Origin of the sequence: Campylobacter showae CC57C, assembly GCF_000344295.2 — a bacterium.
Taxonomy (GTDB): domain Bacteria; phylum Campylobacterota; class Campylobacteria; order Campylobacterales; family Campylobacteraceae; genus Campylobacter_A; species Campylobacter_A showae_B.
The window spans coordinates 1-24,015 of sequence record NZ_AOTD01000233.1 but is presented as its reverse complement, the minus strand read 5'-3'; the positions used below and the strand labels follow the sequence as shown (position 1 = coordinate 24,015).

The following is a 24,015-nucleotide window of genomic DNA, read 5'->3' as shown; positions in this document are numbered from 1 at the left end:
TAGCAAAAAATGCGGCAGCACGGAGGTTTTTGAAACCTGCGGCACCGAGATAGATAAGGAAAATTTGATCGGAGTTTACGAGGCTAAGGTGTTTTGCGACGGATGTAGCGAAAATTCAAAAAGCACACTAACACTCAACGCGGACGGTACGTTTAAAATCGACACCGTTTATCAAAAAAAGATCGCGCAAAGAGAGCTACAAACAGGCATTTACGAGATAGAGGGCAACACCCTAAGAGTGACGAATCAATACCGCGAAAAGCTAAATTTCGAGATTAACGGCGACACGCTTCGCCAGATAGGCAACCAAAACAGCTTTATCAAAGAAAATTTCGCCCAGGAGCGCATCTACAAAAAGCTAGAAGCCAACTAATCGGCAAATTTAGCGCTCAAATTTGACCCGAAGCCCAAAATGAATAAATTTATCGACCTACTAAAAACGCAACCCGTTTTCGCGCGCCTCTCGCTCATACAACTAATTTGCTATTTCGGCGTTTGGTTCTCGCACACGGGCATTTTCACGCTACTTATCGAGCTTGATGCGCCCGTTTGGGCGATCACGGCCGCAGCTGCGCTAGCTTTCGTACCGGGCGTGCTGCTATCGCCTTTTAGCGGTATCGTGGTGGACAAATTTAGCCCCAAACCGATGCTAATAGCGCTCACTGTCGTGGAGATGGTGACGGTTTTTATGCTCGTTTTTATCGACAAGCTCTCCTTGATGTGGCTGCTATTTGTGATAATATTTATCAGAGTCGGGGCCGGCGGAACGTATTTTCAGGTCGAAATGAGCCTGTTTCCCAAAATTTTAAACAAAGACGAGATAAAAACCGCAAACGAGATCCACTCGCTTATCTGGGCCTTTTCATACACCGCAGGCATGGGGCTAGCGGGCATTTATATCCATTTTTTCGGGATCAAAAGCGCCTTTTTGCTTGACTGCGCTCTTTACGGAGCGGCGCTTATCGTTCTGCTTAAAACGGACATCGCCGTGCGAGCTAAAAAAGGCGGCGAAAAAGTCCGCGAGATGCTAAAAAACGGCCTCAAATACGTAAAACAAAATCCGCTCATCGCGCATCTCATCATGCTGCACGCCGTAGTAGGCGTGACCAGTTACGACGCGCTCGTGGCTCTGCTAGCCGACTATCCGTACGCTGGCCTACTATCGGCATCGCTCATCATAGGCTACATTAACGCCTGCCGCGCCGTCGCCCTTATCATAGGCCCGCTCTTGCTTAGCAAATTCGTCTCAAACTCCAACCTAGTCTATATCTACGCCGGGCATGGCCTTGGCGTCATCGCATGGAGCGCGCTGCAATTTAACTTCTATATCGGATTTATCGGGATTTTTTGCGCGGGATTTTTTACCTCGACGCTTTGGAGCTACACCTACACGCTCATCCAGCAAAAGTGCGATCCCGCATTTTACGGACGTATAATCGCCTATAACGATATGGTTTATCTAGGCGTCGCGGCGGTGATTTCTAGCGGTATAGGGCTGCTTTTTGAGCTTGGACTTAGCCTCTCGCTGATCACGGCGCTGATAGGCTGTATGTTTTTTGCGGGAGCGATTTATTGGATATTCGTGCGTAAAATTTACAAAGACGAGCTAGCGTAAATTTGCTCTGCGGCGCAGGCCTAGCAAGGCAAATTTAAACGAGCAAATTTGCCGTCCGCGTCAAAAACGTAGCAGTCTCGGTACGTCAAATTTATCAATCAAATTTAACGGCAAATTTGACCTCACATTTACCTCGCCTAGGCCTTAGCGTAATAAGTCGTTCCGTTTGAAATATGCTTTTTATAAAGCGTCGTAAAAGGCACTAAATCGGCGTGTCCGACGTAGAGCCTGCCGTGATCGCTCAGAATTTTATGAAAGCGCTCGACCGTTTTTAGCTTAAATTCCTCGTTAAAATAAATCATCATATTTCGCGAGAAAATGATGTCGAATTTGCCTAGCTTAAAGATCGTGTCGTCAAAGATATTTGCCACGCTAAACTCACATCTAGGCAGCATCTCGCGCTTGATTTCGTACTTGCCGTCGCGTTTTGTGAAGTAGATATTTTTTTGATTGTCGTTTAGGCGGTGCAAGGAGCGCTCGCTATAAACGCCCTTTTTACAGCTATCGATAGCCTCGGAGTTTATGTCGATACCCACGATGCTGACGCGGTTTACGTCGAGTAAATTTGAGTGCGCGAGAATACCTAGCGAGTACGCCTCATCGCCCGTTGAGCACGGCGCGCACAGTATCCGCACGCTATCAAGCTCCTCTCTGGCGTAGTAGATCGCGGCTTGTAGCTGCGGCAACTCTCTGTAAAAATAAGTCTCGTTCGTGGTGATCAAATTTACGATTTCTTGCCTCATAAAGCGGTCTACGACGACTTTTGAGCTTAGTGCTTCAAAGCTCGGGATTCGGTTTGCTTGGCAGAAATTTATTAGGCGCTGTTTTATCATGTCCTTTTTGGACTCCAGATCCACGCCGCACATATTTTTGATAACTTCGACAAATTTATTAAGCCCCGCCGCATCGCTAGGAGCGGGCATCAAATTTGCATTTTCAACCATGTAAAAACCTTTCCAGTTCCGCTCTTATGCCGCCGATGGGTAGCGACTTTAAATTTGCGTTGATTTCTTTCGCGCGTTTTGGCATGCCGTAGACGATCGCGCTCTCCTCGTTTTCGGCAACGCATTTAGCACCGGCTTTATATAGCTCGTTTAGCCCGCGCGCGCCGTCGTCGCCGATGCCAGTTAGTAGTATCGCCATAACGTCGGCAAACTTACAAGCCTGCACGCCCGAGTGAAAAAGCACATCCACATTTGGGTTATACGTGGTCTCTTTCATGGGCGAACACATGCCGGCCATTAGGGGGCTAGCAGAGATTATCTCGGAGTTTTTCTCGCAGATATATATCGCACTTTTTAGCTGTACAGGCGCGCCCAGCATAACTACCTCCGCCGCGCACTCCTTGTCAAACTGCGAGATAAAACTCGGGATAAAAGCCAGGCTCATATGCTGCGCGATAACGACGCTAGCACCGTTTAGATTAAGCCCTTTAAAAAGCCTTTTTAAATGTCCCGGACCGCCCGTCGAGGCGCCGACTAAGACCAATTTTTGTTTCAAATTTATTCCGTTTTTTGAGTTAATTTTACGGCTATTTTATCTTTATTTATATTAAATTTAGCTATGAGTGCAAAATCTAAAAGATACAAAATATGGTAAAATACTCAAAAATAAATTTAAGGAAAAATATGCTAGTCATTCAAAATGCGGATAAATATATTATAGAAATTTTACGCTCCATAAATACAGCTATGAACAATAAATACAACATAGACGTAATAGAAAACCAAAGTTCGCTTAGTGCCCAAGACGCAACCCATCTTTTAGAAACTATCAAGCTAAAAAACCAAGGCAAGCTTAAATTTTACGATCTTAAAGAATCCATGAAACAATCCAACGAAACACTGAAAAAACTTGGCGCCGATATATGAACATCAAATTTTCAGAGAGATTCCATCAAAATTTAGATGAAATTTTAGCGTTTATCGCAAAAGACAGCATAGAAAAAGCGGTTAAATTTAGAGACGAGCTTTATGAAAAAATTAGTGGCGCAGCGTTTATGCCGCGGCGTTTTCGTAAAAACGGTTTGACAGCAAACGACAACATAAGAGATCTAATTTTTAAAGGCTATGTTGTCATATTTGAAATTTCAGATGAAAATATAGAAATTTTAGGCATTTATAAAAATAATCTCTGGCAAAAACCGTAAAACCGTCCTATTTTTTATTCGTCATTTGATATAAAAAGCTAAAGATTTCCGCGACCGCTTTATAGAGATTTGGCGGGACTTCCTCGTTTAGATCGACTTTACTTAGAACCTCGACCAGATCGGCGTCCTCTTTGATCGGTATGTCGTGAGATTTGGCTAGATTTATGATATTTTTCGCCACTTCGCCAGAACCCGTAGCTAGCACCTTTGGAGCGTTATCCTTTTGACGGTTGTAGCCAAGAGCCACGGCCTTTTTAGTTTTTTGTACTTTCGCCAAATTCACGCCTTTTTATCAAAGCCCATATCAAGCTTATCCAGGCCGCCGTAAACGCCGCCAAGACGCAGCTTTGGCATGGTTTTTAGGCTAAAATTCGACACTATCAGCCCCTGCTCGCCGATAGCCCTTTTTAGCTCCTTCGCGCCGCTTAAAATCAGCTCCTTAAACTCCTCTTTTTGCGTCGCGATCGCAAGGTCTATGTATTTGTTTTCGCTAAGCGCCACCATGATGTTGATTTGCCCAAAATTTTGAAAATTTAGGTCGATTTGCGCGTAGTGTTTTTGCTTTTTGCCCTGCTTAAACCTGATATTTCCGCCCTCTACGCCCTCCCATACGTATGGCAGATAGGTCTGCACTCCGCCAGCGACTGCGGAGGCTAGCTGGTGCATCTCGATTTGAGCGAGCAGCTTTGAGGCGGCGTCTTTTACGGGGCTAGCGTCGGGAGACTTTGACTGCATGTTTAAAAGCGCGCTTTTTACGTCGTTTTGCAGCACCTTTGCCGTCTCTTCGGCGCTTTTTGGCGTCACGGCGCCAAGCTCGCCGCGAGCGATATTTTGCTGCTTGATTAGCTTACCGACTTCATCTAAGTTATTTTTTGCTTCAAAGCCCGCTTTGTCGGCGATTTGCAGGGCAAAATTTAGCTTTCTAGCCGCATTTTGCAGCTTGTCTTGCAGCGTTGCGCCATCGCTTCCTTCCGCGCCGTCTCGGACGATTTTTTGCGCGAAATCGTTAAATTTATCCTGCGAGCCAGCAAGCGCGCCAAGCTCGTCCGTTAGCTCTTTTATCGTGCTTTTTAGCTCGGCGAAATTTAGAGCAAAGCCCCTGTTTTGACTTAGCTTTTCGCTGTTTAAATTTTGCATTTTTTTGCCCGCGTTTGCCAGCAGCTGCGAGATTTTATTTAGCTCGGCGTTTAGCGTTTTTTCGTTTAGGCTTAGTCCGCTACCGCTCATGGCGTTTGCTTGTTTATCCATAAATTTAGCCGCGTTTTCTAATTTATCCGCGATCTCAAAAAGCTGTTTAAACGGCGAGCTCGCTAGCGTATCTTTGGCTGCGGTTTTGGCGTTTTGCAAAATTTGATCAAGCCTCGCAAAGCTCTCGTTCGTGCTTAGGCTGTCATCCTTAGCTAGAGCTGAAATTTGATCCAAAAGCTGCTGATTTGAGAGATTTTTAATATCGCCAAACAGCTTATTTATCGCGCTGGGTAGATTAAATTTGCCGTTTAGCGCGTCTTTTAAATTTGCCTCCAGCATGATGCCCGAGTTTTTTATCTGCTCATTTAGCGGCGCGTTTTTTAGATCGGCGACGGGCTTTAAAAACTCCTTTAGTTTAAGCGCGAATTCCTTTAGATCAGGCTCGTTTTCGGCAAGTGCGACGAGGCTTTTCATATCTTTTGTGAGATTTGGCGAGAGCTGGAGATTTTTAGCCTGCGCGGCTAGCTCTTTGGCCTGCGTCGGGCTTGATTTTAGCTCGTTTAAAAGCTTATTTACGAGCTTATCTAGATCCTTTACGGCATTATCCGCGGCCTCGGAGTCCAAATTTTGCGCAGGCGCGTGCTGATTTTTAAAAAGATTTTTAGTTTCGCCCGCCTGACCCGTCTGTCCGGCGCTTGGGCCGCCTACGCCGCCGGTTTTGGGTAGCGCGCCGCTGACTGCGGCCTGGGTCGCGATTTGCGAGCTTATAGCGTTATTTACTGATTCCATACGGCTATATCGTCAAATTTGAGATTTTCATTAGCTATTTGCCATCGTGCCGGGGCTGTGCTCAAAGTCGCTTCTGCTTTCAAGCGGAACGGTCTTTTGTGTGAGGCAAAACGCGATGAGAAACGCAAGCAATGCCACGTAAACCCACATAAAGCCGTCAAAGCCTAAAATTTGCATACTAGCACCCATTATCACGGACGAAAGAAGCGAACCGAAAGAGTAGCTAAAAAGCACCGCGCGTCCTACTTCGATGCCTTGGTTTTTGTGCTTTAAAACGTCGTTGGCACGAGCAAGCGATAACGCGTAGAGGCAAAAAGCGCCAGAACCCAAAAAAAACGACAAAACGTACTGCGCGTAGATAGAGGGCTTAAGCGCCAAAAAACAAATAGCTGCACACAGCGACCCGCCCGCGCAGCACATTACCGCAGGACGGCGGCCGAATTTATCTGAAAAGCCGCCGATGAGAGAGTGAGCGATAAAGCCGCCCGCCATCGCGACGGTCATAAAAAAAGAAACCTCTCTCGCGCCGTATCCTTGCAGCAGGATATAAACGCTAGCCATCGTAAAAAAGCCGTTTATAAGGATGCCGGCGACGATGCTGGTGATGAGCGCCAAAGGCACGAGCGCAAAGACCCTCGGGATCGAGACGCTCTTTTTTTCGGGGATCGGCGGCTCTTTGATGCGGATCAAATTTAAAGGAATACTCGAAAACAAAATAAACGCCGCGCTAAGCAAAAGCACGTGCGAAGTGGATAAATTTAGCGATAGCACGAGGATACCCAGCCCAAAACATACGTAAAACGTGATCTCGTAAAAGGCCAATACTCGCGAGCGCACTTCGTTTCTGGCGCGCGCGTTGAGCCAGCTTTCGATTATCATCAAGATCGAGTAGTAGCAAAACCCCAGACATCCGCGCAAAAACGCCCAAAAATAGAGATTTTGGCTAAGGTCGTGAAACATCGCCGCGATACCAAAAAGCGACGCAAAGATCCCAAAGCTCCTGATGTGTCCGACTTTTGAGACGATTTTATGTGAAAATATCGTAGCCGCCATAGCTCCGACGAAAAATACCGCGATAACAAATCCCGTCTCCAGCTCGCCTGCGCCCATTTTTTTTAGCTCGACGCCCGCAGAACTGATGATGAGGCCGTTTCCCACAAACAAAAACGCCATCCCCACAAATAGCGCAAACATCGATCTGATCGTTATTATCGAGCTATTTCTCATTGCTTTTTACTCCATATATCAAAGCGCCCGCGGGCATCGCCGCAAGCGCGATCAAAAACGCGGCGATATCGAGGTTGTCGTGCCTTTTTAGCGCTAAAAATCCGACGACTAAAACCGCATACGCGATCAGCCGAAAAGGCACGAAAGCGGTGAAGTAGTTGGGCGAATTTTGCTTTAAATTTTGCGCAAAATTTTGCTTTTTAGGCGGTTTAGCTTCGCCGTGCTCACTTGATTTGCTCAAATTTGACTCGTTTGCCAGGCTTAAATTTGACTCGCCGCTTTGGTCTGCGCCGTTTAAATTTTGCTCGTCAAATTTAACCCGCTCGTTTTCGCCGTTTAAATTTAGCTCCGCCGCTTGGTCAAATTTCGCGTTCGCTTTTAGCGAGCCGTCCAAATTTGACGCATCCAAACGCTTAGCATCTTCGCGGTGCGGGTCATGCCCGTCAAATTTAGCGTTTTCTGCGCGATCAGGAAACTCCTCGTGATTTTCGCCCCACTCGTCTATGTCGTCATCCGCGGAGGCGTCGTAGTCTCGCACGCCGTTTTGCACGCGTTTTTTGTAGGCTCTAAAGGTCGCGGCTAATACCAAAAGCGAGCCCGCAAAAGCAACCTGCGAGCTGTAAAACCACGCGCGGCCAAATGCCGCCGAGCCCAGCAACAACAAGGCCTCAAAAACGCCGTAAACGGCAATGAGCTTAAAATTCACTCATCGTCCTCGTCGTCGTCTTTCGCGGGTTTAAATTTATCTTTATCTTTTAGTTCATCTAGGCTTTTTATCTGCGCGTCGTAGGCCTTTTTGATGTTTAGGCCGGCTGCGGCGATACCGACTGCGATGCCCGCAAACAGCGTCCACGTCCAGCCGGTTTCCTTCATCATCCAGTAGCCAAACCCGGCCCCGATAGCAAGCGCCACGACAATAGAAACGCCAAGACTTAGCTGCTCGGCGCCTTTTACGACGTCGCCTAAATTTATCTTCGCCATTAGGCAAATCCCCAGCTGTTTTTCATGCGTTCTTGTATCGCTTCGCGCTCTTTTCTGGCCTCTTTTAGACGCTCTTCTAGATCGGCGATCCTTGCTTTTACCTCGCGCATCTCCTCGTTCTCGCTAGCAGTTTCCGCGACTATCTCGGCAAAGCTCTCGTCTGCGGCCTTAATCGCAAATTTGATATCCTCTTCGCTCATCGCGTCGCAGATGAAGCCCGTCTCAAACTGGCTAGGCGCTAGATAGACGCCCTTTTTAAGCATTTTGGCGTGAAATTTGGCATAAAGCTTGACGTCGCTTTTTAGCGCGTCGTCGTAGTTTTTGACCTCGCTTGCGGTAAAGAAAAAGCCAAACATCGAGCCTCGCACCGTTGTCTGTAGCGCGATACCGTGCTTCGTGGCGACGCTTTTTAACCCATGAGCAAACAGTACGGCTAGCTTATTTAAGCGGTCATAAAGATCATGATCGGCGAAAATTTTACTCAGGCTTGCGATGCCGGCGGCCATAGCTACGGGATTACCGCTTAGCGTACCCGCTTGATATACGGCGCCTTCGGGACTTAGACAGTCCATGATCGCCGCCTTTCCGCCAAACGCCGCCGCCGGGCAGCCTCCGCCGATAACCTTACCAAAGGTCACGAGATCAGCCTCTATGCCGTTAAATTCAAATGATCCATGCTTACTTGCGCGAAATCCGCTCATAACCTCGTCAAATATCAGAACCGCGCCGTTTTCGTCACAAAGGCGTCTAAGCTCGCTTAAAAACTCGTTATCAGCAGGTACTAGCCCCATATTTCCAGCGATCGGCTCGATGATTAGCGCGCCGATTTTGCCCGGATTTGCCTCAAATATCGCCCGCACGCTAGCTATATCGTTATAACGCGCTAGATATGTGTTTTTCACCACCTCTGCCGGCACGCCGCCGCTAGATGCGTTGCCGTAGGTCGTCGCGCCGCTGCCTGCTTTTACCAAAAGCGCGTCGCTGTGCCCGTGATAGCAGCCTTCAAATTTTATCAGCCCGTCCTTACCGCTAAAGCCGCGCGCCACGCGGATCGCGCTCATCGTGGCCTCCGTGCCCGAGCTAACAAAACGTACCTTTTCTACGTTTTTAAACTCGTCGCAGATTAGTTTAGCAAGCTTTGTTTCCAAATTTGACGGAGCGCCAAAGCTTAGTCCTTTTTTAGCCGTCGCCATCACCGCGCTCTCGATATCCGGGTCGCAGTGCCCAAAAATGAGCGGTCCCCAGCTCTGGATGAAGTCTAGATAGCGATTTCCCTCGATATCGACTAGATACGCGCCCTCGCCGCGGTCCACCACAAACGGCTCACCGCCTACGCTGCCAAACGCGCGAACGGGCGAATCTACGCCGCCCGGGATATATTTTTTAGCTAGCCCGAAAGCTTCTTTGTTTGTCATTTTTTATCCTTGTTGAAATTTATAACGTACTCGTAAAGTAAATTTATCTCTTCGTCGGTTAGAAAGTAGCTAGGCATCACGCTTCTAGCGCTTAGCACGCCCTCTTTAAACGTCTCAAAATCAAGATTGTTTATCCTTGGAGCTCTTAGCTCGTCGTCGATGACCTGCTTGGTTTTTTTATCGAAATGTCTATATTTTGATATGAGCGAGCCCTCGCCGCCCTTGCCGTGACACTTGTCGCAGCCGATGCCGCGCGGGTTTTGATAGAGCATTTTTGCGTATTCGTTTTTCGTGATAAAATCGCTCGCAAACGCCGCACCGCAAAGTAGCCCCGAAATCAGCCAAATTTTCATAAATTCTTTCGCTTTTTCGTAAATTTAATCTAAAATTAGCTATCATACAATCTTTGCGATTAAAAAGTAATAAAGGACGAAAATGACGATATTAGACGGCAAAAACGTAAGCGCACAGGTAAAGGAAAGAGTAAAAAACGAAGCGTTAAATTTGAAAAATCAAGGCATAGAGCCGGCGCTTGCCGTGATACTGGTCGGCGAGGATAAAGCCAGCCAAACCTACGTCGCGGCAAAAGAAAAAGCCTGCATAGCCTGCGAGATAAAAAGCGTTATGCACCGCTTGCCAGAGTCTACGACGCAAAGCGAGCTAATCGCGCTAATAGACGTGTTAAATTTAGACGACGGCATCGACGGCATCCTAGTTCAGCTGCCGCTACCAAAGCATATAGATACGAATAAAATTTTAGAAACCATTAGACCCGCAAAAGACGTGGACGGCTTTGCCGCGATAAACGTCGGCAAGCTAGCTAGCGGGCTTGACGGGTTCGTGCCGTGCACGCCGCTAGGCATAATGGAAATTTTTAAAGCATACGATATAAATTTAGAGGGCAAAAACGCCGTCGTGATCGGACGCAGCAACATGGTGGGCAAGCCGATGGCAAATCTACTGCTAAACGCCAACGCGACCGTAACCGTGACGCATAGCAAAACGCGAAATTTAAAGGAAATTTGCGCAAACGCCGACATCCTAGTAGCCGCTATCGGCAGGGCTGATTTCGTAACGGCCGATATGGTAAAAGATGGCGCAGTAGTAATCGACGTAGGCATAAACCGCATGGACGACGGCAAGCTAAAAGGCGACGTCAAATTTGACGAAGTAGCTCCAAAATGCTCGTTTATAACGCCAGTTCCGGGAGGCGTAGGTCCGATGACTATCGCTATGCTACTGTCAAATACCATAAAATCGGCCAAAAACCGCTCGAAAAAGGCGTAAATTTTGAAAAAAGCTTTTAATAAATTTTTAGATTTCTCAAACAGCTGGACTGGCACGGTCGTCATCGTCCTGCTCGTGATTTTCTTTGTCGCGCAGGCCTTCGTGATACCGTCTGGTTCGATGAAGGACACGCTTTTAGTCGGAGATCATCTTTTCGTTAAAAAATTTAGCTACGGCATCTCGACTCCGCGCATTCCGTGGATCGAGGTCAAGGTTTTGCCAGATTTTAACGGTAACGGCCACCTCATCGAGGGCGCAAAACCGCAGCGCGGCGATATCGTGGTTTTTCGCTATCCGCACGATGAAAAGATCCACTACGTCAAGCGAAATTTCGCAGTCGGCGGCGATGAAGTGATATTTACAGAAAAGGCGCTATTTTTGCACCCGCACGAGGGCGAGGAGTTTATAAAGGCAAATTTTGACGAAAAAGATATAGTAAAATTTGGCGGTAAGCTTTTCGTGCGCGAGCCCTATAAATTCGGCGGCATACACTACGACGAGAAGGTCAATTTATTTGAACTAGCCGTAAACTACCTAAACTCGAGCAAATTCGCCATGCAGCCCGTTATCGTAAACGAGCTACCCAGCGTAGGCAACTATCCGTTTAACGCGTTTTATTTTCAGGTTCCAGAGGGCGAGTTTTTCATGATCGGCGATAACCGCGACCACTCAAACGACAGCCGCTTTTGGGGGCCGGTAGCCTATAAAAACATAGTCGGCAAGCCGTGGTTTGTATATTTTAGCTGGGACGACGAATACAAAATCAGATGGAATAGGGTCGGCAAGAGCGTGGACTTTATACAAAATTCGCCTGAGCTACTAAGCGCGGCTAAAGCCGAAGCTAAAAATGACGGAAACAAGATCGAATGAACCTTAACAGCATCGACTTCGCACAGGTAGCGATCCTAGTCGCAGTGCTCGTTATCTCCGTCGTCGGACACGAGATCGCGCACGGATACGCGGCGTTTAAATTTGGCGACCTAACGGCTAAAAATTTGGGGCGACTCAGCATAAACCCCATAAAACACGTCGATCCGCTAGGCACTATCGTCGTGCCGGCACTCATGTATCTTAGTACGGGAGTGACGTTTGGCTGGGCTAAACCCGTACCCATAAATTTACGAACGGTGCTTTATAACGGCGGCTACAAGGCTGCTATTATCGTCGCGCTTGCAGGTATCGCATACAACCTCGCTCTTTTTACGCTAGCGTTTTTCGCGTTTAAATTTATAGGTTTTGACGGCTTTTTTGACGGCGCGGTAGCGGAGTTTATCTTTATGCTAGCAGCCGTAAATTTAGTCCTAGCTCTCTTTAACCTCTACCCCATCCCGCCTCTTGACGGCTCAAAGGCGCTTGAGTATCTTTTACGCATTTTTGGGCTTCACGGCGCGGCAAACTGGCTAAACAGCATGCAAAGATACGGCTTTATCGCGCTAGTTATCATCGTGATCTCGCCGCTAAAGGATTATTTTTTCGAGCCAATACGATACGCCGTTGCTATCATGAGGATGTTTTTGTAAACGGCAAATTTTAAAATTTAGCCCAAATTTCGCTCCTAAAGGCTCGCGGCGAAATTTTACTTTAATGCTTTTTTGCTATAATTAAGCATTTTTTAGCTTATGGAAATTTCATGAAAATAGACAAAATTTTTATCGCGAGCGACCACGCGGGCTTTGATCTTAAGGCGCAAATTTGCGGGCTTTTAAAAAACGAAGATTTTGACGTATGCGATCTAGGAACGCATAGCAAAGATAGCGTCGATTATCCAGATTTTGCCGAGCTTATGGCGCAAAATTTACGAGGCGATGACGAGTACGGCGTGCTAATCTGCGGCACCGGCATCGGCATCAGTATCGCTGCCAATCGCCATGCGCACGTTCGTTGCGCGCTTTGTCACGACGTCACCACAGCAAAACTAGCGCGCGAGCATAACGACGCAAACGTGCTAGCCATGGGCGCTAGAACTATCGGAGACGCCGTAGCTGCAGATATGATAAAAGCCTTTTTCGCTACCGAATTTGCCGGCGGCAGGCACGAAAGACGCGTGAAAAAGCTAGGAGGCGAGAAATGACTGATTGGCTCGTACTTACCGTTTTGATCTGCATTTGTATCTATCTCACCGTTATGGTGTTTTACTTTAAGACCTTGCTTAAAAAAGAGCGTGCGACGCGCGATTTTATGAAAAACAATCTCCAAGATACCGAAGTCGTCATTCGCAAGCTGCAAGTCCAGCTACAGCGCGGTCTTGGCAACATCGACATCCTCACCGACGAGCTAAATAAAGTCAAAAACGACGCCAATGCCCTTCGCACCAGAAACTCGCAGTACCGCCTAGAAAACGACAAACTCCGCCAGCGCATCCGCGAGCTAGAGGGCAAAATCGAAGCGCTACTATAAATCAAATTTAAAGGCAAAAAATGAAAGAACTAGACAAAGCGGGGAAGGAGTTTTTATTAAATTCTATCCGCTGCATAAACGATTTTCCAAAACCGGGCATAGTATTTCGCGACATCACGACGCTGCTAAACAACAAAGAAGCGTTTAATTTTCTAATCGACCATCTCGCGGCTCGCTACGATAACGCTAGTATCGACTTTATCGCCGGTATCGAGTCGCGCGGATTTATATTTGGAGCGGCTTTAGCGGCTAGACTGCGACTGCCTTTCGTGCCGATTAGAAAACCTAAAAAACTGCCATACATCACGATCTCGCAAAAATATAGCCTAGAGTACGGCGTGGATGAAGTACAAATCCACATCGACGCATTCGGCGAAAAAGCGGGCGCAAAGGTACTTTTGATCGACGATCTAATCGCTACGGGCGGTACCGCAAAAGCAAGCGTAGAGCTAATCAATCAAACAAACGCAATTTGCGTAGAGGCCTGCTTTTTGATAGATTTAAAGGATTTAGGCGGTAGCAAAAATTTACGCCCTCTAACTAAAATTTACAGCATTTTGGAGCTATGATGGAAGAATTTTTTACAAAACTACTCATCGAGTACGGCTACATCATACTTTTCGTCTGGTGCATAATGGAAGGCGAAATGGCGCTCATAATGGCAGGGATCCTCTCTCATCAAACGCATATGCATATCGCGCCGGCCATCTTCGTAGCAGGTCTGGGCGGCTTTGTCGGGGATCAAATTTACTTTTATCTAGGCCGCTACAACAAAAAATATATCGCTAAAAAACTTCACACTCAGCGCCGTAAATTTGCCATCGCGCACATAATGCTAAAAAAATACGGTTGGCCGATCATTTTTATTCAGCGCTATATGTACGGCTTTCGCGTCATCATACCGATGACCATAGGCTTAACCGGATACAGTGCGAAAAAATACGCGCTCATCAATCTAATAAGCGCGTGGTGCTGGGCTGCGATCACGATAATCCCCGCGTGGATCCTCGGCGAGCACATACTTGACATCTTGCACAAAGCAAAAGAGCACTGGTACGTCGCCGTACCGGTAGTAGCGGTATTTTTGGGCGTTTTGCTCTATGGCTTTAAGCGCATAGAAAATAAAATTTTAAACGAAAGGAAACACAGAAGTGCGGTTTCAAATAACAAATAAAAAACTAAGCGAAATCAAGGCTGATTTGGAGCTAATTTTCGTCGTAGATAAAAACCTAAAACATAAATTTATAAAAGACGAAAAGGCGTTTAAATTCGCCAACTACAAGGGCGAAAGCGTCTTGCTTTTGCTAGAAAGCGGCAGGATCTACGTACCGCTAAATAAGCTTGGCTACGACGAGCTTCGCATAGCCGCGGCAAAAGCCTATAACGCCGTAAAATCGCTAAACGTAAAAAGCCTAAAACTAGCCTCATACGTCGCAGGATGTCAAAAAATGAGCTTTCAAGCTCTAACCGAAGGCTTTTTGCTGGGCGCTTACGAATTTAACAAATACAAAGAAAAAAAAGAAAAATACGCTCTAAAAGATATTATTTTTAGCAGCGAGGAGTTTAGCGGCGAGGTCGTCCGCGAAAACGACGCAAAGGACGGCTTTGCTCACGGCGAGATAATCGCTACGGCGACAAATTTCACCAAAGATATCGTAAACGAAATACCTGAAATTTACACCCCGCAAAAAATGGCCGAAGAGGCGCAAAATTTAGCCGAGTCTAGCCCAAATTTAAGCTGCAAAATTTACGACGAAAAATTCCTCGAAAAAGAAAAGATGAACGCATTTTTAGCCGTAAATAAAGCCAGCGTCCACCCGCCTCGCCTCATCCACCTTATCTACAAACCAAAAAGCGCAAAAAAACGCGTAATCTTCGTCGGCAAAGGACTAACCTACGATAGCGGCGGGCTTAGCTTAAAGCCGGCTGATTATATGCTAACGATGAAAGCCGATAAAAGCGGCGCGGCTGCTGCAATGGGTATAATTAAAGGCGCGGCCGAGCTAAATTTGCCGTTTGAAATTCACGCTATTTTAGGCGCTACCGAAAATATGATCGGCGGCAACGCCTATAAACCAGACGACGTGCTGATATCTCGCAGCGGCGTTAGCATCGAGGTACGAAACACCGACGCCGAGGGCCGACTAGTGCTCGCAGACTGCCTTAGCTACGCGCAGGATTTCAAACCAGACATGCTAATCGACATGGCGACGCTAACTGGCGCTTGCGTAGTAGGTCTTGGCGAATACACTAGCGGCATAATGGGCAACAACGAGGAGCTAAAAGCGGAATTTAAAGCAAAAGCGGCAAAGAGCGGCGAGCTAAATACGATTTTAGAGTTTAACCCGCACCTGCGTGAGCTAATCAAAAGCCAGATCGCAGACGTCAGCAACACAGGATCTAGCCGTTACGGCGGCGCGATCACGGCGGGACTTTTCCTCGATAAATTTATAAAAGACGAATTTAAAGACAAGTGGATACATCAAGATATCGCAGGCCCCGCATACACCGAAAAAGCTTGGGGATATAACCAGGCTGGCGCGACGGGAGCTGGCGTGCGAATGAATCTTTATTATCTATGCGCTATGGCAAAGGAGCTATAATGAGACTAGCAGTAGGTATCGTAGGTTTGCCAAACGTCGGCAAATCAACTACATTTAACGCGCTAACCAAAGCGCAAAACGCCGAGAGCGCGAACTATCCGTTCTGCACGATCGAGCCCAATAAAGCCGTCGTACCGGTGCCAGATAAGCGCCTAGGCGAGCTAGCCAAAATCGTAAATCCAAATAAAATCCAATACTCCACGATCGAATTCGTCGATATCGCGGGGCTCGTAAAGGGCGCAAGCGCGGGCGAAGGTCTGGGAAATAAATTTCTCTCAAACATCCGCGAAACCGAAGTGATACTGCACATCGTGCGCTGCTTTGAGGACGAAAACATCACGCACGTAGAGGGCGGCGTCGATCCCGTGCGAGACGTCGAGATCATCGAGACAGAGCTCATCCTCGCCGACATCGAGCAGCTAAATAAAAAAATCGAGCGCCTAACCCGCGAAGCCAAAGCAAACGCAAAAGGCGCAAAAGAAGCGCTAGAAACGGCAAACGCGCTGCTAGCTCACCTAAATGAGGGCAAAAGCGCGAGCAGCTTTGGCGGCAAGGACGACGACGCGTTTATAAATTTAAACAAAGAGCTAAGACTACTCAGCGCAAAAGAGGTCGTTTACGGCGCAAATGTGGGTGAGGACGGCATCTCGGAGGATAATAAATACGTACAGGCGCTTCGCGAGTTTGCCGCGCGCTCGGGGCACGAGGTCATCAAGCTTTGCGCCAAGATCGAAGAGGAGCTAGTAGGTCTTAGCGACGAAGAGGCGCACGAGTTTTTAAGCTCGCTCGGCACTAACGAAAGCGGCCTGGAAAAGATCATCAAAACGGCGTTTGCAAAGCTAAATTTGATCAGCTACTTTACCGCGGGCGTCGTCGAGGTACGCGCATGGACGATCGTAAAAGGCTGGAAAGCGCCAAAAGCCGCCAGCGTCATTCACAACGACTTTGAGCGGGGATTTATCAGAGCCGAGGTTATCAGCTACGAGGACTACATCGCGTGCGGCGGCGAAAACCCGGCAAAAGAGGCGGGCAAAATGCGCCCAGAAGGCAAGGACTACGTCGTTCAAGACGGCGACGTGATGCATTTTAGATTTAACGTCTAAGGCGCAAAATCGGTCAAATTTAGCTTTATAACCGAGCGGTTTTTGGCTAAATTTGACCGCCTCTGTTTTATGCCGGGCGGCCATGAGTAAACGCGGGCAAAATAAATTTGACGCCTTTTGTGCTGACGTTTTATTTGCCTCAATAACTGCACCCTAAATTTTAGTCTTTAAAAACGCGGTTAAATTTAGCTCGGCGCGGGTTTTGCCGCTCAAATTTGACTCGGCGCTAAATTTAAGGAAAAATTTGAGAAATATCATAGCCATTTTCGTAACCGCGCCAAATTTACTCCATACCCGAATAATTTTAAAGAATGCCAATGTCGCGAGATTTTAGTATATCGTCACGCTACCAAGGCAGCACAATACGCGACAAACTACCCGTCCGATACAAACAGGACTGTGGCATACAAAGAGGCAAAATAGGTCAAATTTGAAAAACAAAATAAGTAAAATTTAACAAAGGAGCGCAATGATGAAACTGGTCTTACTGCTACTTTTCGCGCTAAATTTAGCTCTCGCAAATTTGACAAACGAAGGCCAAACGGCCTACGACGCGGGCGATGAGCAAAAGGAGGCTCAAATTTGGCAAAAAGCATGCAAAAAGGGTGAGGCGCGCGGATGCGTAAGGCTTGGGTTTTTATACCAAAGCGGCAAAGGCGTAGAACAAGACGACACAAAAGCCGCCAAATTTTATGAAAAAGCCTGCGACGCGGGCGAGTTATCAGGCTGCGATAGCCTAGCCTCACTCCACCAAAACAGCGGCGAACACGCCAAAGCCGCCGCGATTTTTGAGCGAGCCTGCGAAAAAGGATTTGGTTTAAGCTGCTATAATCTAGCTCAAATTTACGAAGCGGGCCTCGGTGTCGCGCCGGATGAAAGCAAGGCGCTAGACCTCTACGTAAAAGCCTGCGAGCGTGGATACACGGTAGTTTGCTACTATCTAGGCGGCATGTACGCGGACGGCTGGGTGAGCGAAAACGACGAGGCCGCGAAAAGCTCGAAAAAAGCGCTCAAATTTTACTCGCTTGCGTGCGATGGTAAAATTTACGAAGCGTGCGAGGCTTTGGGCAGGCTTTACGAGGACGGCGAGGCGGGTTTTGCGCAGGATATCAAGGCCGCTAGATCCTACTACGGCAAAGCCTGCGCCGTAAATGCATACAAATGCGGCGGCAGCGAGCGCCTAGACGAGCTATACGGCGGCTGGGCGCAGTATCAAAGCGGGCAGTTTGAGGCAGCCTACGAGCTAGGCAAAGAGTCGTGCGCTAGAGGCGTAGCAAACGGTTGTGCGGCGCTAGGAGAGCTCTATGCAAAAGGCCTAGGCGGAGTACGGCAAGATAGCAAGCAGGCGGTCAAATTTCACGAGAAGGCCTGCGAAGGCAGCTTTGGCGCTTCTTGCGCCAAGCTTGGCGAGATGCTATCCCAGGGACGCGACGTAAAAAAGGACGTTTCTCGCGCACTGGAGCTTTTTGAAAAGGCCTGCCTGCTTTGGCGACTAGATGCTTGCGAGAGCCTAGCGGATGCGTATTTTGAGGGCGTAGACGTACCGCAAGATATAGCAAAAGCCTTTAACTTTTACGGGATCGCCTGCTACAACGGGCTAAAACCGGCCTGTACGAATCTAGGTGCGATCTACGAAAAAGGCATAGGCGAAGCGGTAAAAGCGGACGCCAGCGAGGCTGCAAGCCTTTTTAGCGAGGCTTGCGAGGCGGACGATGCGCGCGGGTGCCTAAATATAGCACGCCATCTTGAAAGTAACGACAAAAAACAAGCCGCCGCGCTACGCCAAAAGGCGCAAAAACTGCACGAAAAAGAGTGCGAGGCTGGGCTAGCTAAAAAGTGTACCGAGTTTAAAAAATCAACTAATAAAGGAGAAAAACATGAGTTTTAAAAAAGTTTCGCTTGCCGCCGTTGTGGCCGTTTGTCTGTTTTTGGGCGGCTGCACCCAGCCTAGAACCACGCAGATAGAGCTACCAAAAAGCGCGCTAGATAGCGTAAATCTACCAAACGAAGTGGCCATAGACGGCGAAAAATTCGTCTTAAAGCAAAAAAACGCAAGAACGGCCGAGTTTTATCTACCGAATGAAAAAGTGGGCTTTAAATGGACCAAACTAGTAAGCATCACCGTCGATGAAAACGCCGATATCAACGAATACCAAAAGGCCTTTATAACCGCGCTAAGAAGCGGACAGTTCGGCAAAGCGGAGTATGATTTTAAATTTATAAACGATAAAGAGTATCAAGCTTACACAATCTACCATCCGATCGCGGGCAACCCGGATTTTGACAACTACGAGATCAATCTAATCCACGTCAAGAGCCTTAACTGCGGGCTTAGAGTCACGCACTACGCGTTAAAGTTTCTAAATATCGCCGATAGAAGCAAATTTCACACGCTAATCAAGCAAAAATTGCCGATATTTTTAGCGCAGATGCCGCAGGTTGAGTGTAAATAAATTTACTCTCGGGCGCTATTTTTAGTTTTTACTAAATTTAGCGCCATTTTTTTGGGTCGATATTTAAATTTGACCCAAAAAACTGCGACAAATTTGACGCTTTGCTTGCGCGGGCAGTCAAATTTGATGAGCGTAACGGCTACAAATTTAATGCCGCCTGGTTTTAGGCGGTAAATTTACGATTCATGCCTGCTTAAAGGCTAGATAAAACTACCCAAAGGAAAAAGATGGAAAACGGCGGACTAGCGATATATTTCGGAGAAAATTTGGCGCAAATTTTATCGGAAAAGATAAAGGCGGTCTATCCCAAATTTGACGCACAGAGCTACTGTCGCCAAATCGCGACGACCACGCCAAATTTCGGCTATTCGCAAAGGATTTTGGCGCACGCAAACGCGCTAAATGAACTTTTGCCGCCGGATTTTAGGCGCGCGGCGGAGATTTTGGTTGCGATTTTAGGCGAAGAAAACCCGAACGAAACGGGCATGTTTAAGCACTTTTACTGGACGTTGCCGCTGGCAAAATACGTCGAAATTTACGGCCTGGACGACTTTGAAGTCTCGATGAGCGCGATTGAGGAAATCACGAAGCGCGGCACTGGCGAGTATGCTGTGCGCGCCTTTATCAAAAAATACCCGCAAGACTCGCTAAAAACCATGATGCAGTGGGCGCGCTCGTCAAATTTTCACCTACGCAGGCTCGCATCCGAGGGCCTGCGACCAAAGCTACCGTGGGCTAGCAAACTGGAGCTTTTCGTGAGTGACCCAAGCCCCGTTTTTGCGGTGCTGGAGATACTCAAAGAGGATGAGGTGCGCTTTGTACAGCGCTCGGTCGCAAACAACGTCACGGATTATCTAAAGGTAAATTTCGCCGCCGCAAAAGAGCTGCTCGCGCGCTGGCAAAGCTCGCAAAACAAAAACACTCAGCAAATCATCCGTCACGCAACGAGAAAGATAAAAATTTAGCTTTCGCGCAGATATACAAGCTGGCGGCGGTTAAATTTAAGATGCAAATTTTGTCAATTTATAACGCATTTTATAAATAAAAAGCGGTTCAATCCGCCGAATAAAAAGTTGAGGCGAGCTTGATAGTCACCACAGTAAAAAAGATCAAATTTACAGCCGCAGCCCGAAATCAAATTTGAGCCAAACTCGCAGCTATACGCAAATTTCAAAAGCTGCCGTGCTCAAATTTAAAGCAAAACACCCAAGCAAACCCAAAAATCAAAACGTTAAATTTAAGCCCTCGCGTCCAAGGCGCAAGCAATCGCGTGATTTAAAAGTCAAATTTGCCAAAAAAAACCGTACAAGATAAAATTCCTAGCGCGCAAGCGTAACAAGCGGCCAAGTAAAAAATCTAGCCTGCAAAGATCCTAAACGCTATCCAAAGCGCCAAAGCGCCGACTAAAACGCCGATGGCAAAGGCCGAAGCGACGTAGAGTTTTTGTTTTTTTCTGATCTGCTCGAATTTCTTTTCGTGATGCTTTTTTACACCCTCAAAGGTCAAATTTAAGATCTTTTCGTTCGTTTGATTTAGCGCATCGGCAAAGCTCTTTATCTGCTCGTCGTTGATATATCGCATAGTCTTGCGCGTCGCGTTGGCTAGGCGCTCGTAGTCGTCGCTGTTTTCCCAGAGCTCGACGACGGTGTTGTTTTCGATGCGCTCTTTTAGTTCTAGCGTCTCTTTTAGCTCGTTTTGTTCGACTAGTTGCGTTCCCATCACGCCTCCTTAGTTGATAGTTCCTATTTTGTCGCCGTATTTTAGCTTCTGCTCGGCTGCTAGATCAAATTTGACCGCGCCCTGCTCGCTAAGTATGAGGATCGTAGAGCCCAGCTCAAACATTCCCAGCTGCTCGCCCTTTTTCGCGCTTAAATTTTCGTATTCATAAAGCGCGACGTTGCCGGCGCAGGCGTTAGTCTGTATGCGCGCGTCAAAGTCGAATTTCATCTTACCTACGTTTAGCGCACCGACGAAGACCAGCCACATCTTTTTGCCGCTTGCAAGCTCGCATTTTAGCACCACGCGCTCGTTTTTGGCGTATAGATTAGGCACCTTTAGCAGCGCGCTGACGGCCACGCTATATAGCTCGCCAGGCACGTAGAGCGCGGATAATATCCTCATATCGCAAGGCGCGTGGTAGCGGTGATAGTCGCGTGGACTGAGATAAATATTTACGTACTCTAGCTCAGCGTCTCGCTCCGAGCGGTCCATGCTGTCGCCCAAAAGCTCAGCTATGCCGTACTCGTGGCCCTTGACGCTGATCGCCTTTAGCTCCTTGCTAACTCCGCGCTCCAGGCACGTGCCGTCGCTAGGGCTGATGAAAGCCTGCGGCGAAACGTCGAAATCTCGCGGACGCTGTAGCTCGCGAGTAAAAAGCGCCGTAAGGCTCTCGTACTCTCTAGGCTGCTTAAACTCGCTCATGTCGATTTTAAATCCGCTTACGTATTTTTCATTGATAAACGTTTGCAAAAATCTCGGAAATCTAATCGCCGCCACAAACCCGAATATCCTAGAAATAAGTCCCCTCATACAACTCCTTTTAGTCTTAATAACGAAATCTCGCTAGGCGCCATCACGCGCACCGGCGGGCCCCAAAATCCGGCTCCGCGGCTAACGTAAATTTGCGTTTTTTTGTTTGCGCTATATAGCCCGGCGACGTATTTTTGATCGAGCCTTACTAGCAGCGAAAACGGGAAAATCTGTCCGCCGTGCGTATGCCCGCTCACCACCAGATCCACGGGCGCGTTTTCATCCATGTATTTTAAAAACTTAGGCTGATGCGCGAGCAAAACGGTGGGCAAATTTATGTCGCGACCGTCCAGAGCCGCGACTAGATCTGGCTCGTACGCTTTAAATCTAAAACCGATGATATCATAAACGCCGGCTAAATTTACTCCGCACACGCACGCGTTTTCATTGCCTAAAATTTTAAAATTCGTCGTCTCGCGGATCGCTTTTAGCGTGCCCTCGATACCGTTATAGTACTCGTGATTGCCCGGCACGTAAAATGTGCCGTATTTGCTCTTTAGCTCATTAAATGGCGCGATAAACTCGGCCAAACGGTGCGGCGGCAGATCCGCGATATCGCCCACGATCGCGACCGCATCGGCGTCAAGCTCGTTTACGCGCCTAGTTACCGCCCGCGCAAAGTCCGCTCCCAAAAAATCACCCAGATGGATATCCGTTAAAACCGCGATTTTTAGCTCGCCATTTAACCCCTTTAGCTCGATATCCTGCGCTTTTACTTCGGGCAATTTTACGGCATTAAAGATGCCTCTAAAAAAGTAGCTAAACGCCAAAATAAGTATCGTGACGTCAAGGTAAATACGCAAAAATTTACGCCTACTCTCGCTAAACGCGCGCTTGGTTACGGGACGGACGGCGAGCGCGACGATGTTCGTAAAAAGCACGAACGAAAAGATAATAAACGTCAGCGCCAGCATCAGCGAACAGGCGATGCGAAGGCTCGGACCCAAAAAGTTAAACCGCAGCGAAAAAGCAAGCGCGACGCCGCCCATGGCAAGCGTCAGGAAAAACAGCCCAAGCGCCCTTTTATGCACGGCAAACGGCCTGAGCGCGGCATCGGCAAAAAGCCCGCGATAAGAAACGTAATTCATAAAAATGATGATTAAAGACGATAAAACATAAAACATTTCGTAAATTTAGCCAAAATTATTAAATATCTAACCACTGGGCGCGGCAAATTTGAGGAAATTTAAACGCAGAGGCAAAGCGTACGCTAGAAACGTCTTTTTTACGCGGCGATATCTGTGCGGACGGAGGGTAAATTTGATAGCTTGTTCGGGGCAAATTTAACTCGAGCTGCGTTTGCGTTTTGGTTTGTAAATTTTAAACAATCTACGATTTGTGAGCTAAATTTAGCGGTGTATTTTAAACTGTACCGCCGATAGATACTTTACGCTTGGCATGACCTGCACCTTTACGAAGCTAGCGAAATTTGATTTATTCTTCGCTCGCATCCTGCGTTCGCACAATGAGGCTCTTTGGCAGGCTAAACTTCTCGATCACTTCGCACTCTTTGGCCCTCATCTCGCCCGCGTCGTTTTCGTGATCGTAGCCCAGCACGTGAAGCAGCCCGTGCGTGAAAAGTAGCGCCGTCTCATCATCCTCGCTGTGCCCTAGCTCGGCGGCTTTGGCGGCGACTAGCTCGGTGTTTATCACGATACAGCCAAGCGGCGCATGCAGCTGCATCTCAAGCGGAAAACTAAGCACATCCGTAGTCTCGTAGATGCCGCGCTGGCGGACGTTTATCTCCTTCATCTCCTCGGCGTCAACAAAGCTTAGCTCCACCTCGCCCGCGGTCAAATAGTCGCAAATTTGATCCAAAATCCTCGGATAATCGTCCTCGCAAAGTATCATTTTTGGCTTTCCTTTAGTAAAATTTGAGTATGATTTTAGCGAAAATTTCGGTCGAATTTAATAAAGCCAAATTTGTAACAAACGACATCGGTGTCAAATTTGACTCGCTTTGTATAAAATTTTAAAAACACTAATGCTCAAATTTTTAAAATTTCACTCTCTCAAAGCAGTTACCTACCAAATTTCGGCTTCGCTAATGCTTAGCACGAAATTTGGAGGCGAAAGCTTTTCGGTCGTAAAATTTTAAAAATTTTTTAGAGACAAAATTTAATATTTTCAAGGTACGGGTCTCGGTGAGTAAAATTTAAAGCCAGAATTTACAAATTTGACTCTAAAATTTAATGTAAAACGCGAAGTATTTTTGCGTTTAGACGAGGCGAATTTAAATTTTACGATGGGAGCTACCTCGTCGGTAGTGACCGAGTAAA

General features: G+C 47.4%; 29 protein-coding genes. 16 read left to right on the top strand and 13 right to left on the bottom strand.

Translation table 11 applies throughout. The annotated features are described in order from the left end of the window. Together H740_RS09310 and H740_RS09305 are read left to right on the top strand one after the other, a co-directional pair. On the top strand, nucleotides 1–373 hold a 373-nt coding region (locus tag H740_RS09310; RefSeq protein WP_002953482.1), incomplete at its 5' end, for a copper resistance protein NlpE N-terminal domain-containing protein. 39 nt (nucleotides 374–412) lie between these two features. After that, nucleotides 413–1,615 (top strand): MFS transporter, encoded by a 1,203-nt coding sequence (locus tag H740_RS09305; RefSeq protein WP_002953481.1) that lies wholly within the window; start codon nucleotides 413–415, stop codon nucleotides 1,613–1,615. 137 nt (nucleotides 1,616–1,752) lie between these two features. Here H740_RS09305 and H740_RS09300 read toward each other — a convergent pair whose 3' ends face one another. Together H740_RS09300 and H740_RS09295 are read right to left on the bottom strand one after the other, a co-directional pair. Then, nucleotides 1,753–2,559 (bottom strand): CheR family methyltransferase, encoded by an 807-nt coding sequence (locus tag H740_RS09300; RefSeq protein WP_002953480.1) that lies wholly within the window; start codon nucleotides 2,557–2,559, stop codon nucleotides 1,753–1,755. Further along, complete coding sequence (locus H740_RS09295) at nucleotides 2,552–3,115, bottom strand: CheB methylesterase domain-containing protein (RefSeq protein WP_002953479.1); 564 nt, start codon at nucleotides 3,113–3,115, stop codon at nucleotides 2,552–2,554. Before H740_RS09295 ends, H740_RS09300 begins: the two co-directional genes overlap by 8 nt. Before the next feature lie 128 nt (nucleotides 3,116–3,243). Between H740_RS09295 and H740_RS09290 the strand changes: the two genes are divergently transcribed. Both H740_RS09290 and H740_RS09285 read left to right on the top strand, forming a co-directional pair. Next, entirely contained in the window at nucleotides 3,244–3,486 is a 243-nt protein-coding gene (locus H740_RS09290) for a hypothetical protein (protein WP_034957885.1), read from the top strand. Continuing rightward, on the top strand, nucleotides 3,483–3,764 hold the full coding sequence (locus H740_RS09285) for a type II toxin-antitoxin system RelE/ParE family toxin (RefSeq protein WP_002953477.1): 282 nt from the start codon (nucleotides 3,483–3,485) through the stop codon (nucleotides 3,762–3,764). Before H740_RS09290 ends, H740_RS09285 begins: the two co-directional genes overlap by 4 nt. A gap of 7 nt (nucleotides 3,765–3,771) precedes the next feature. Here the strand turns inward: H740_RS09285 and H740_RS09280 are convergent, their stop codons facing one another. From H740_RS09280 to H740_RS09250, 7 genes are read right to left on the bottom strand one after another with little or no spacing between them, the layout of a single operon-like run. After that, complete coding sequence (locus tag H740_RS09280; RefSeq protein WP_002953476.1) at nucleotides 3,772–4,041, bottom strand: FlhB-like flagellar biosynthesis protein; 270 nt, start codon at nucleotides 4,039–4,041, stop codon at nucleotides 3,772–3,774. Between the two features lie 2 nt (nucleotides 4,042–4,043). Then, nucleotides 4,044–5,741, bottom strand: coding sequence for a flagellar hook-length control protein FliK (gene fliK, locus H740_RS09275; protein ID WP_002953475.1), 1,698 nt, complete (start codon nucleotides 5,739–5,741; stop codon nucleotides 4,044–4,046). 30 nt (nucleotides 5,742–5,771) lie between these two features. Further along, nucleotides 5,772–6,968: an MFS transporter gene (locus H740_RS09270; RefSeq protein ID WP_002953474.1), complete on the bottom strand. Its 1,197-nt coding sequence runs from the start codon at nucleotides 6,966–6,968 to the stop codon at nucleotides 5,772–5,774. Further along, on the bottom strand, nucleotides 6,958–7,674 hold the full coding sequence (locus H740_RS09265; protein WP_002953473.1) for a hypothetical protein: 717 nt from the start codon (nucleotides 7,672–7,674) through the stop codon (nucleotides 6,958–6,960). Before H740_RS09265 ends, H740_RS09270 begins: the two co-directional genes overlap by 11 nt. Further along, complete coding sequence (locus H740_RS09260) at nucleotides 7,671–7,949, bottom strand: AtpZ/AtpI family protein (RefSeq protein ID WP_002953471.1); 279 nt, start codon at nucleotides 7,947–7,949, stop codon at nucleotides 7,671–7,673. Before H740_RS09260 ends, H740_RS09265 begins: the two co-directional genes overlap by 4 nt. After that, a complete protein-coding gene (hemL, locus tag H740_RS09255; RefSeq protein WP_002953470.1) occupies nucleotides 7,949–9,364 on the bottom strand; it encodes a glutamate-1-semialdehyde 2,1-aminomutase in 1,416 nt (471 codons plus the stop codon). Before hemL ends, H740_RS09260 begins: the two co-directional genes overlap by 1 nt. Beyond that, nucleotides 9,361–9,717, bottom strand: coding sequence for a c-type cytochrome (locus H740_RS09250; RefSeq protein ID WP_002953469.1), 357 nt, complete (start codon nucleotides 9,715–9,717; stop codon nucleotides 9,361–9,363). The genes hemL and H740_RS09250 overlap by 4 nt, the downstream gene beginning before the upstream one ends. 82 nt (nucleotides 9,718–9,799) lie before the next feature. On the opposite strand from H740_RS09250, the gene folD reads away from it, so the two are divergent. From folD to H740_RS09190, 12 genes are all read left to right on the top strand, one after another. Beyond that, nucleotides 9,800–10,651: a bifunctional methylenetetrahydrofolate dehydrogenase/methenyltetrahydrofolate cyclohydrolase FolD gene (folD, locus tag H740_RS09245; RefSeq protein WP_002953468.1), complete on the top strand. Its 852-nt coding sequence runs from the start codon at nucleotides 9,800–9,802 to the stop codon at nucleotides 10,649–10,651. A gap of 3 nt (nucleotides 10,652–10,654) precedes the next feature. Beyond that, the gene (gene lepB / locus H740_RS09240) at nucleotides 10,655–11,521 is read left to right on the top strand and encodes a signal peptidase I (RefSeq protein WP_002953467.1); all 867 of its coding nucleotides are present in this window, start codon (nucleotides 10,655–10,657) and stop codon (nucleotides 11,519–11,521) included. Next, on the top strand, nucleotides 11,518–12,171 hold the full coding sequence (locus H740_RS09235; protein WP_002953466.1) for a site-2 protease family protein: 654 nt from the start codon (nucleotides 11,518–11,520) through the stop codon (nucleotides 12,169–12,171). The genes lepB and H740_RS09235 overlap by 4 nt, the downstream gene beginning before the upstream one ends. A 110-nt stretch (nucleotides 12,172–12,281) precedes the next feature. After that, on the top strand, nucleotides 12,282–12,722 hold the full coding sequence (gene rpiB, locus H740_RS09230; protein ID WP_002953465.1) for a ribose 5-phosphate isomerase B: 441 nt from the start codon (nucleotides 12,282–12,284) through the stop codon (nucleotides 12,720–12,722). After that, nucleotides 12,719–13,048: a protein-export membrane protein gene (locus tag H740_RS09225; RefSeq protein ID WP_002953464.1), complete on the top strand. Its 330-nt coding sequence runs from the start codon at nucleotides 12,719–12,721 to the stop codon at nucleotides 13,046–13,048. The genes rpiB and H740_RS09225 overlap by 4 nt, the downstream gene beginning before the upstream one ends. Nucleotides 13,049–13,068: 20 nt before the next feature. Further along, nucleotides 13,069–13,617 carry an adenine phosphoribosyltransferase gene (gene apt, locus H740_RS09220; RefSeq protein ID WP_002953463.1) on the top strand — a complete coding sequence of 183 codons (549 nt, stop codon included), beginning with the start codon at nucleotides 13,069–13,071 and terminating at the stop codon, nucleotides 13,615–13,617. After that, a complete protein-coding gene (locus tag H740_RS09215) occupies nucleotides 13,617–14,222 on the top strand; it encodes a DedA family protein (RefSeq protein WP_002953461.1) in 606 nt (201 codons plus the stop codon). The genes apt and H740_RS09215 overlap by 1 nt, the downstream gene beginning before the upstream one ends. Beyond that, on the top strand, nucleotides 14,200–15,651 hold the full coding sequence (locus H740_RS09210) for a leucyl aminopeptidase (protein WP_002953460.1): 1,452 nt from the start codon (nucleotides 14,200–14,202) through the stop codon (nucleotides 15,649–15,651). The genes H740_RS09215 and H740_RS09210 overlap by 23 nt, the downstream gene beginning before the upstream one ends. Beyond that, nucleotides 15,651–16,754, top strand: a complete 1,104-nt coding sequence (gene ychF / locus H740_RS09205) for a redox-regulated ATPase YchF (RefSeq protein WP_002953459.1) — start codon at nucleotides 15,651–15,653, stop codon at nucleotides 16,752–16,754. The genes H740_RS09210 and ychF overlap by 1 nt, the downstream gene beginning before the upstream one ends. A 469-nt stretch (nucleotides 16,755–17,223) precedes the next feature. Beyond that, on the top strand, nucleotides 17,224–18,642 hold the full coding sequence (locus tag H740_RS09200) for a tetratricopeptide repeat protein (RefSeq protein WP_156318420.1): 1,419 nt from the start codon (nucleotides 17,224–17,226) through the stop codon (nucleotides 18,640–18,642). Continuing rightward, nucleotides 18,632–19,207 (top strand): hypothetical protein, encoded by a 576-nt coding sequence (locus H740_RS09195; RefSeq protein ID WP_002953456.1) that lies wholly within the window; start codon nucleotides 18,632–18,634, stop codon nucleotides 19,205–19,207. Before H740_RS09200 ends, H740_RS09195 begins: the two co-directional genes overlap by 11 nt. A 227-nt stretch (nucleotides 19,208–19,434) precedes the next feature. Continuing rightward, entirely contained in the window at nucleotides 19,435–20,172 is a 738-nt protein-coding gene (locus H740_RS09190) for a DNA alkylation repair protein (protein ID WP_002953452.1), read from the top strand. Nucleotides 20,173–20,563: 391 nt separating this feature from the next. On the opposite strand, the gene H740_RS09185 is transcribed toward H740_RS09190, so the two are convergent. The 4 genes from H740_RS09185 to ybeY form a co-directional block, all read right to left on the bottom strand. Continuing rightward, nucleotides 20,564–20,926 carry a hypothetical protein gene (locus H740_RS09185; protein WP_002953451.1) on the bottom strand — a complete coding sequence of 121 codons (363 nt, stop codon included), beginning with the start codon at nucleotides 20,924–20,926 and terminating at the stop codon, nucleotides 20,564–20,566. Between the two features lie 9 nt (nucleotides 20,927–20,935). After that, nucleotides 20,936–21,736, bottom strand: coding sequence for a phosphatidylserine decarboxylase (locus H740_RS09180; RefSeq protein WP_002953450.1), 801 nt, complete (start codon nucleotides 21,734–21,736; stop codon nucleotides 20,936–20,938). Then, a complete protein-coding gene (locus H740_RS09175) occupies nucleotides 21,733–22,824 on the bottom strand; it encodes a metallophosphoesterase (RefSeq protein ID WP_051052723.1) in 1,092 nt (363 codons plus the stop codon). Before H740_RS09175 ends, H740_RS09180 begins: the two co-directional genes overlap by 4 nt. A 346-nt stretch (nucleotides 22,825–23,170) precedes the next feature. Next, a complete protein-coding gene (ybeY, locus tag H740_RS09170; RefSeq protein ID WP_002953447.1) occupies nucleotides 23,171–23,587 on the bottom strand; it encodes an rRNA maturation RNase YbeY in 417 nt (138 codons plus the stop codon). Nucleotides 23,588–24,015 lie beyond the last annotated feature (428 nt).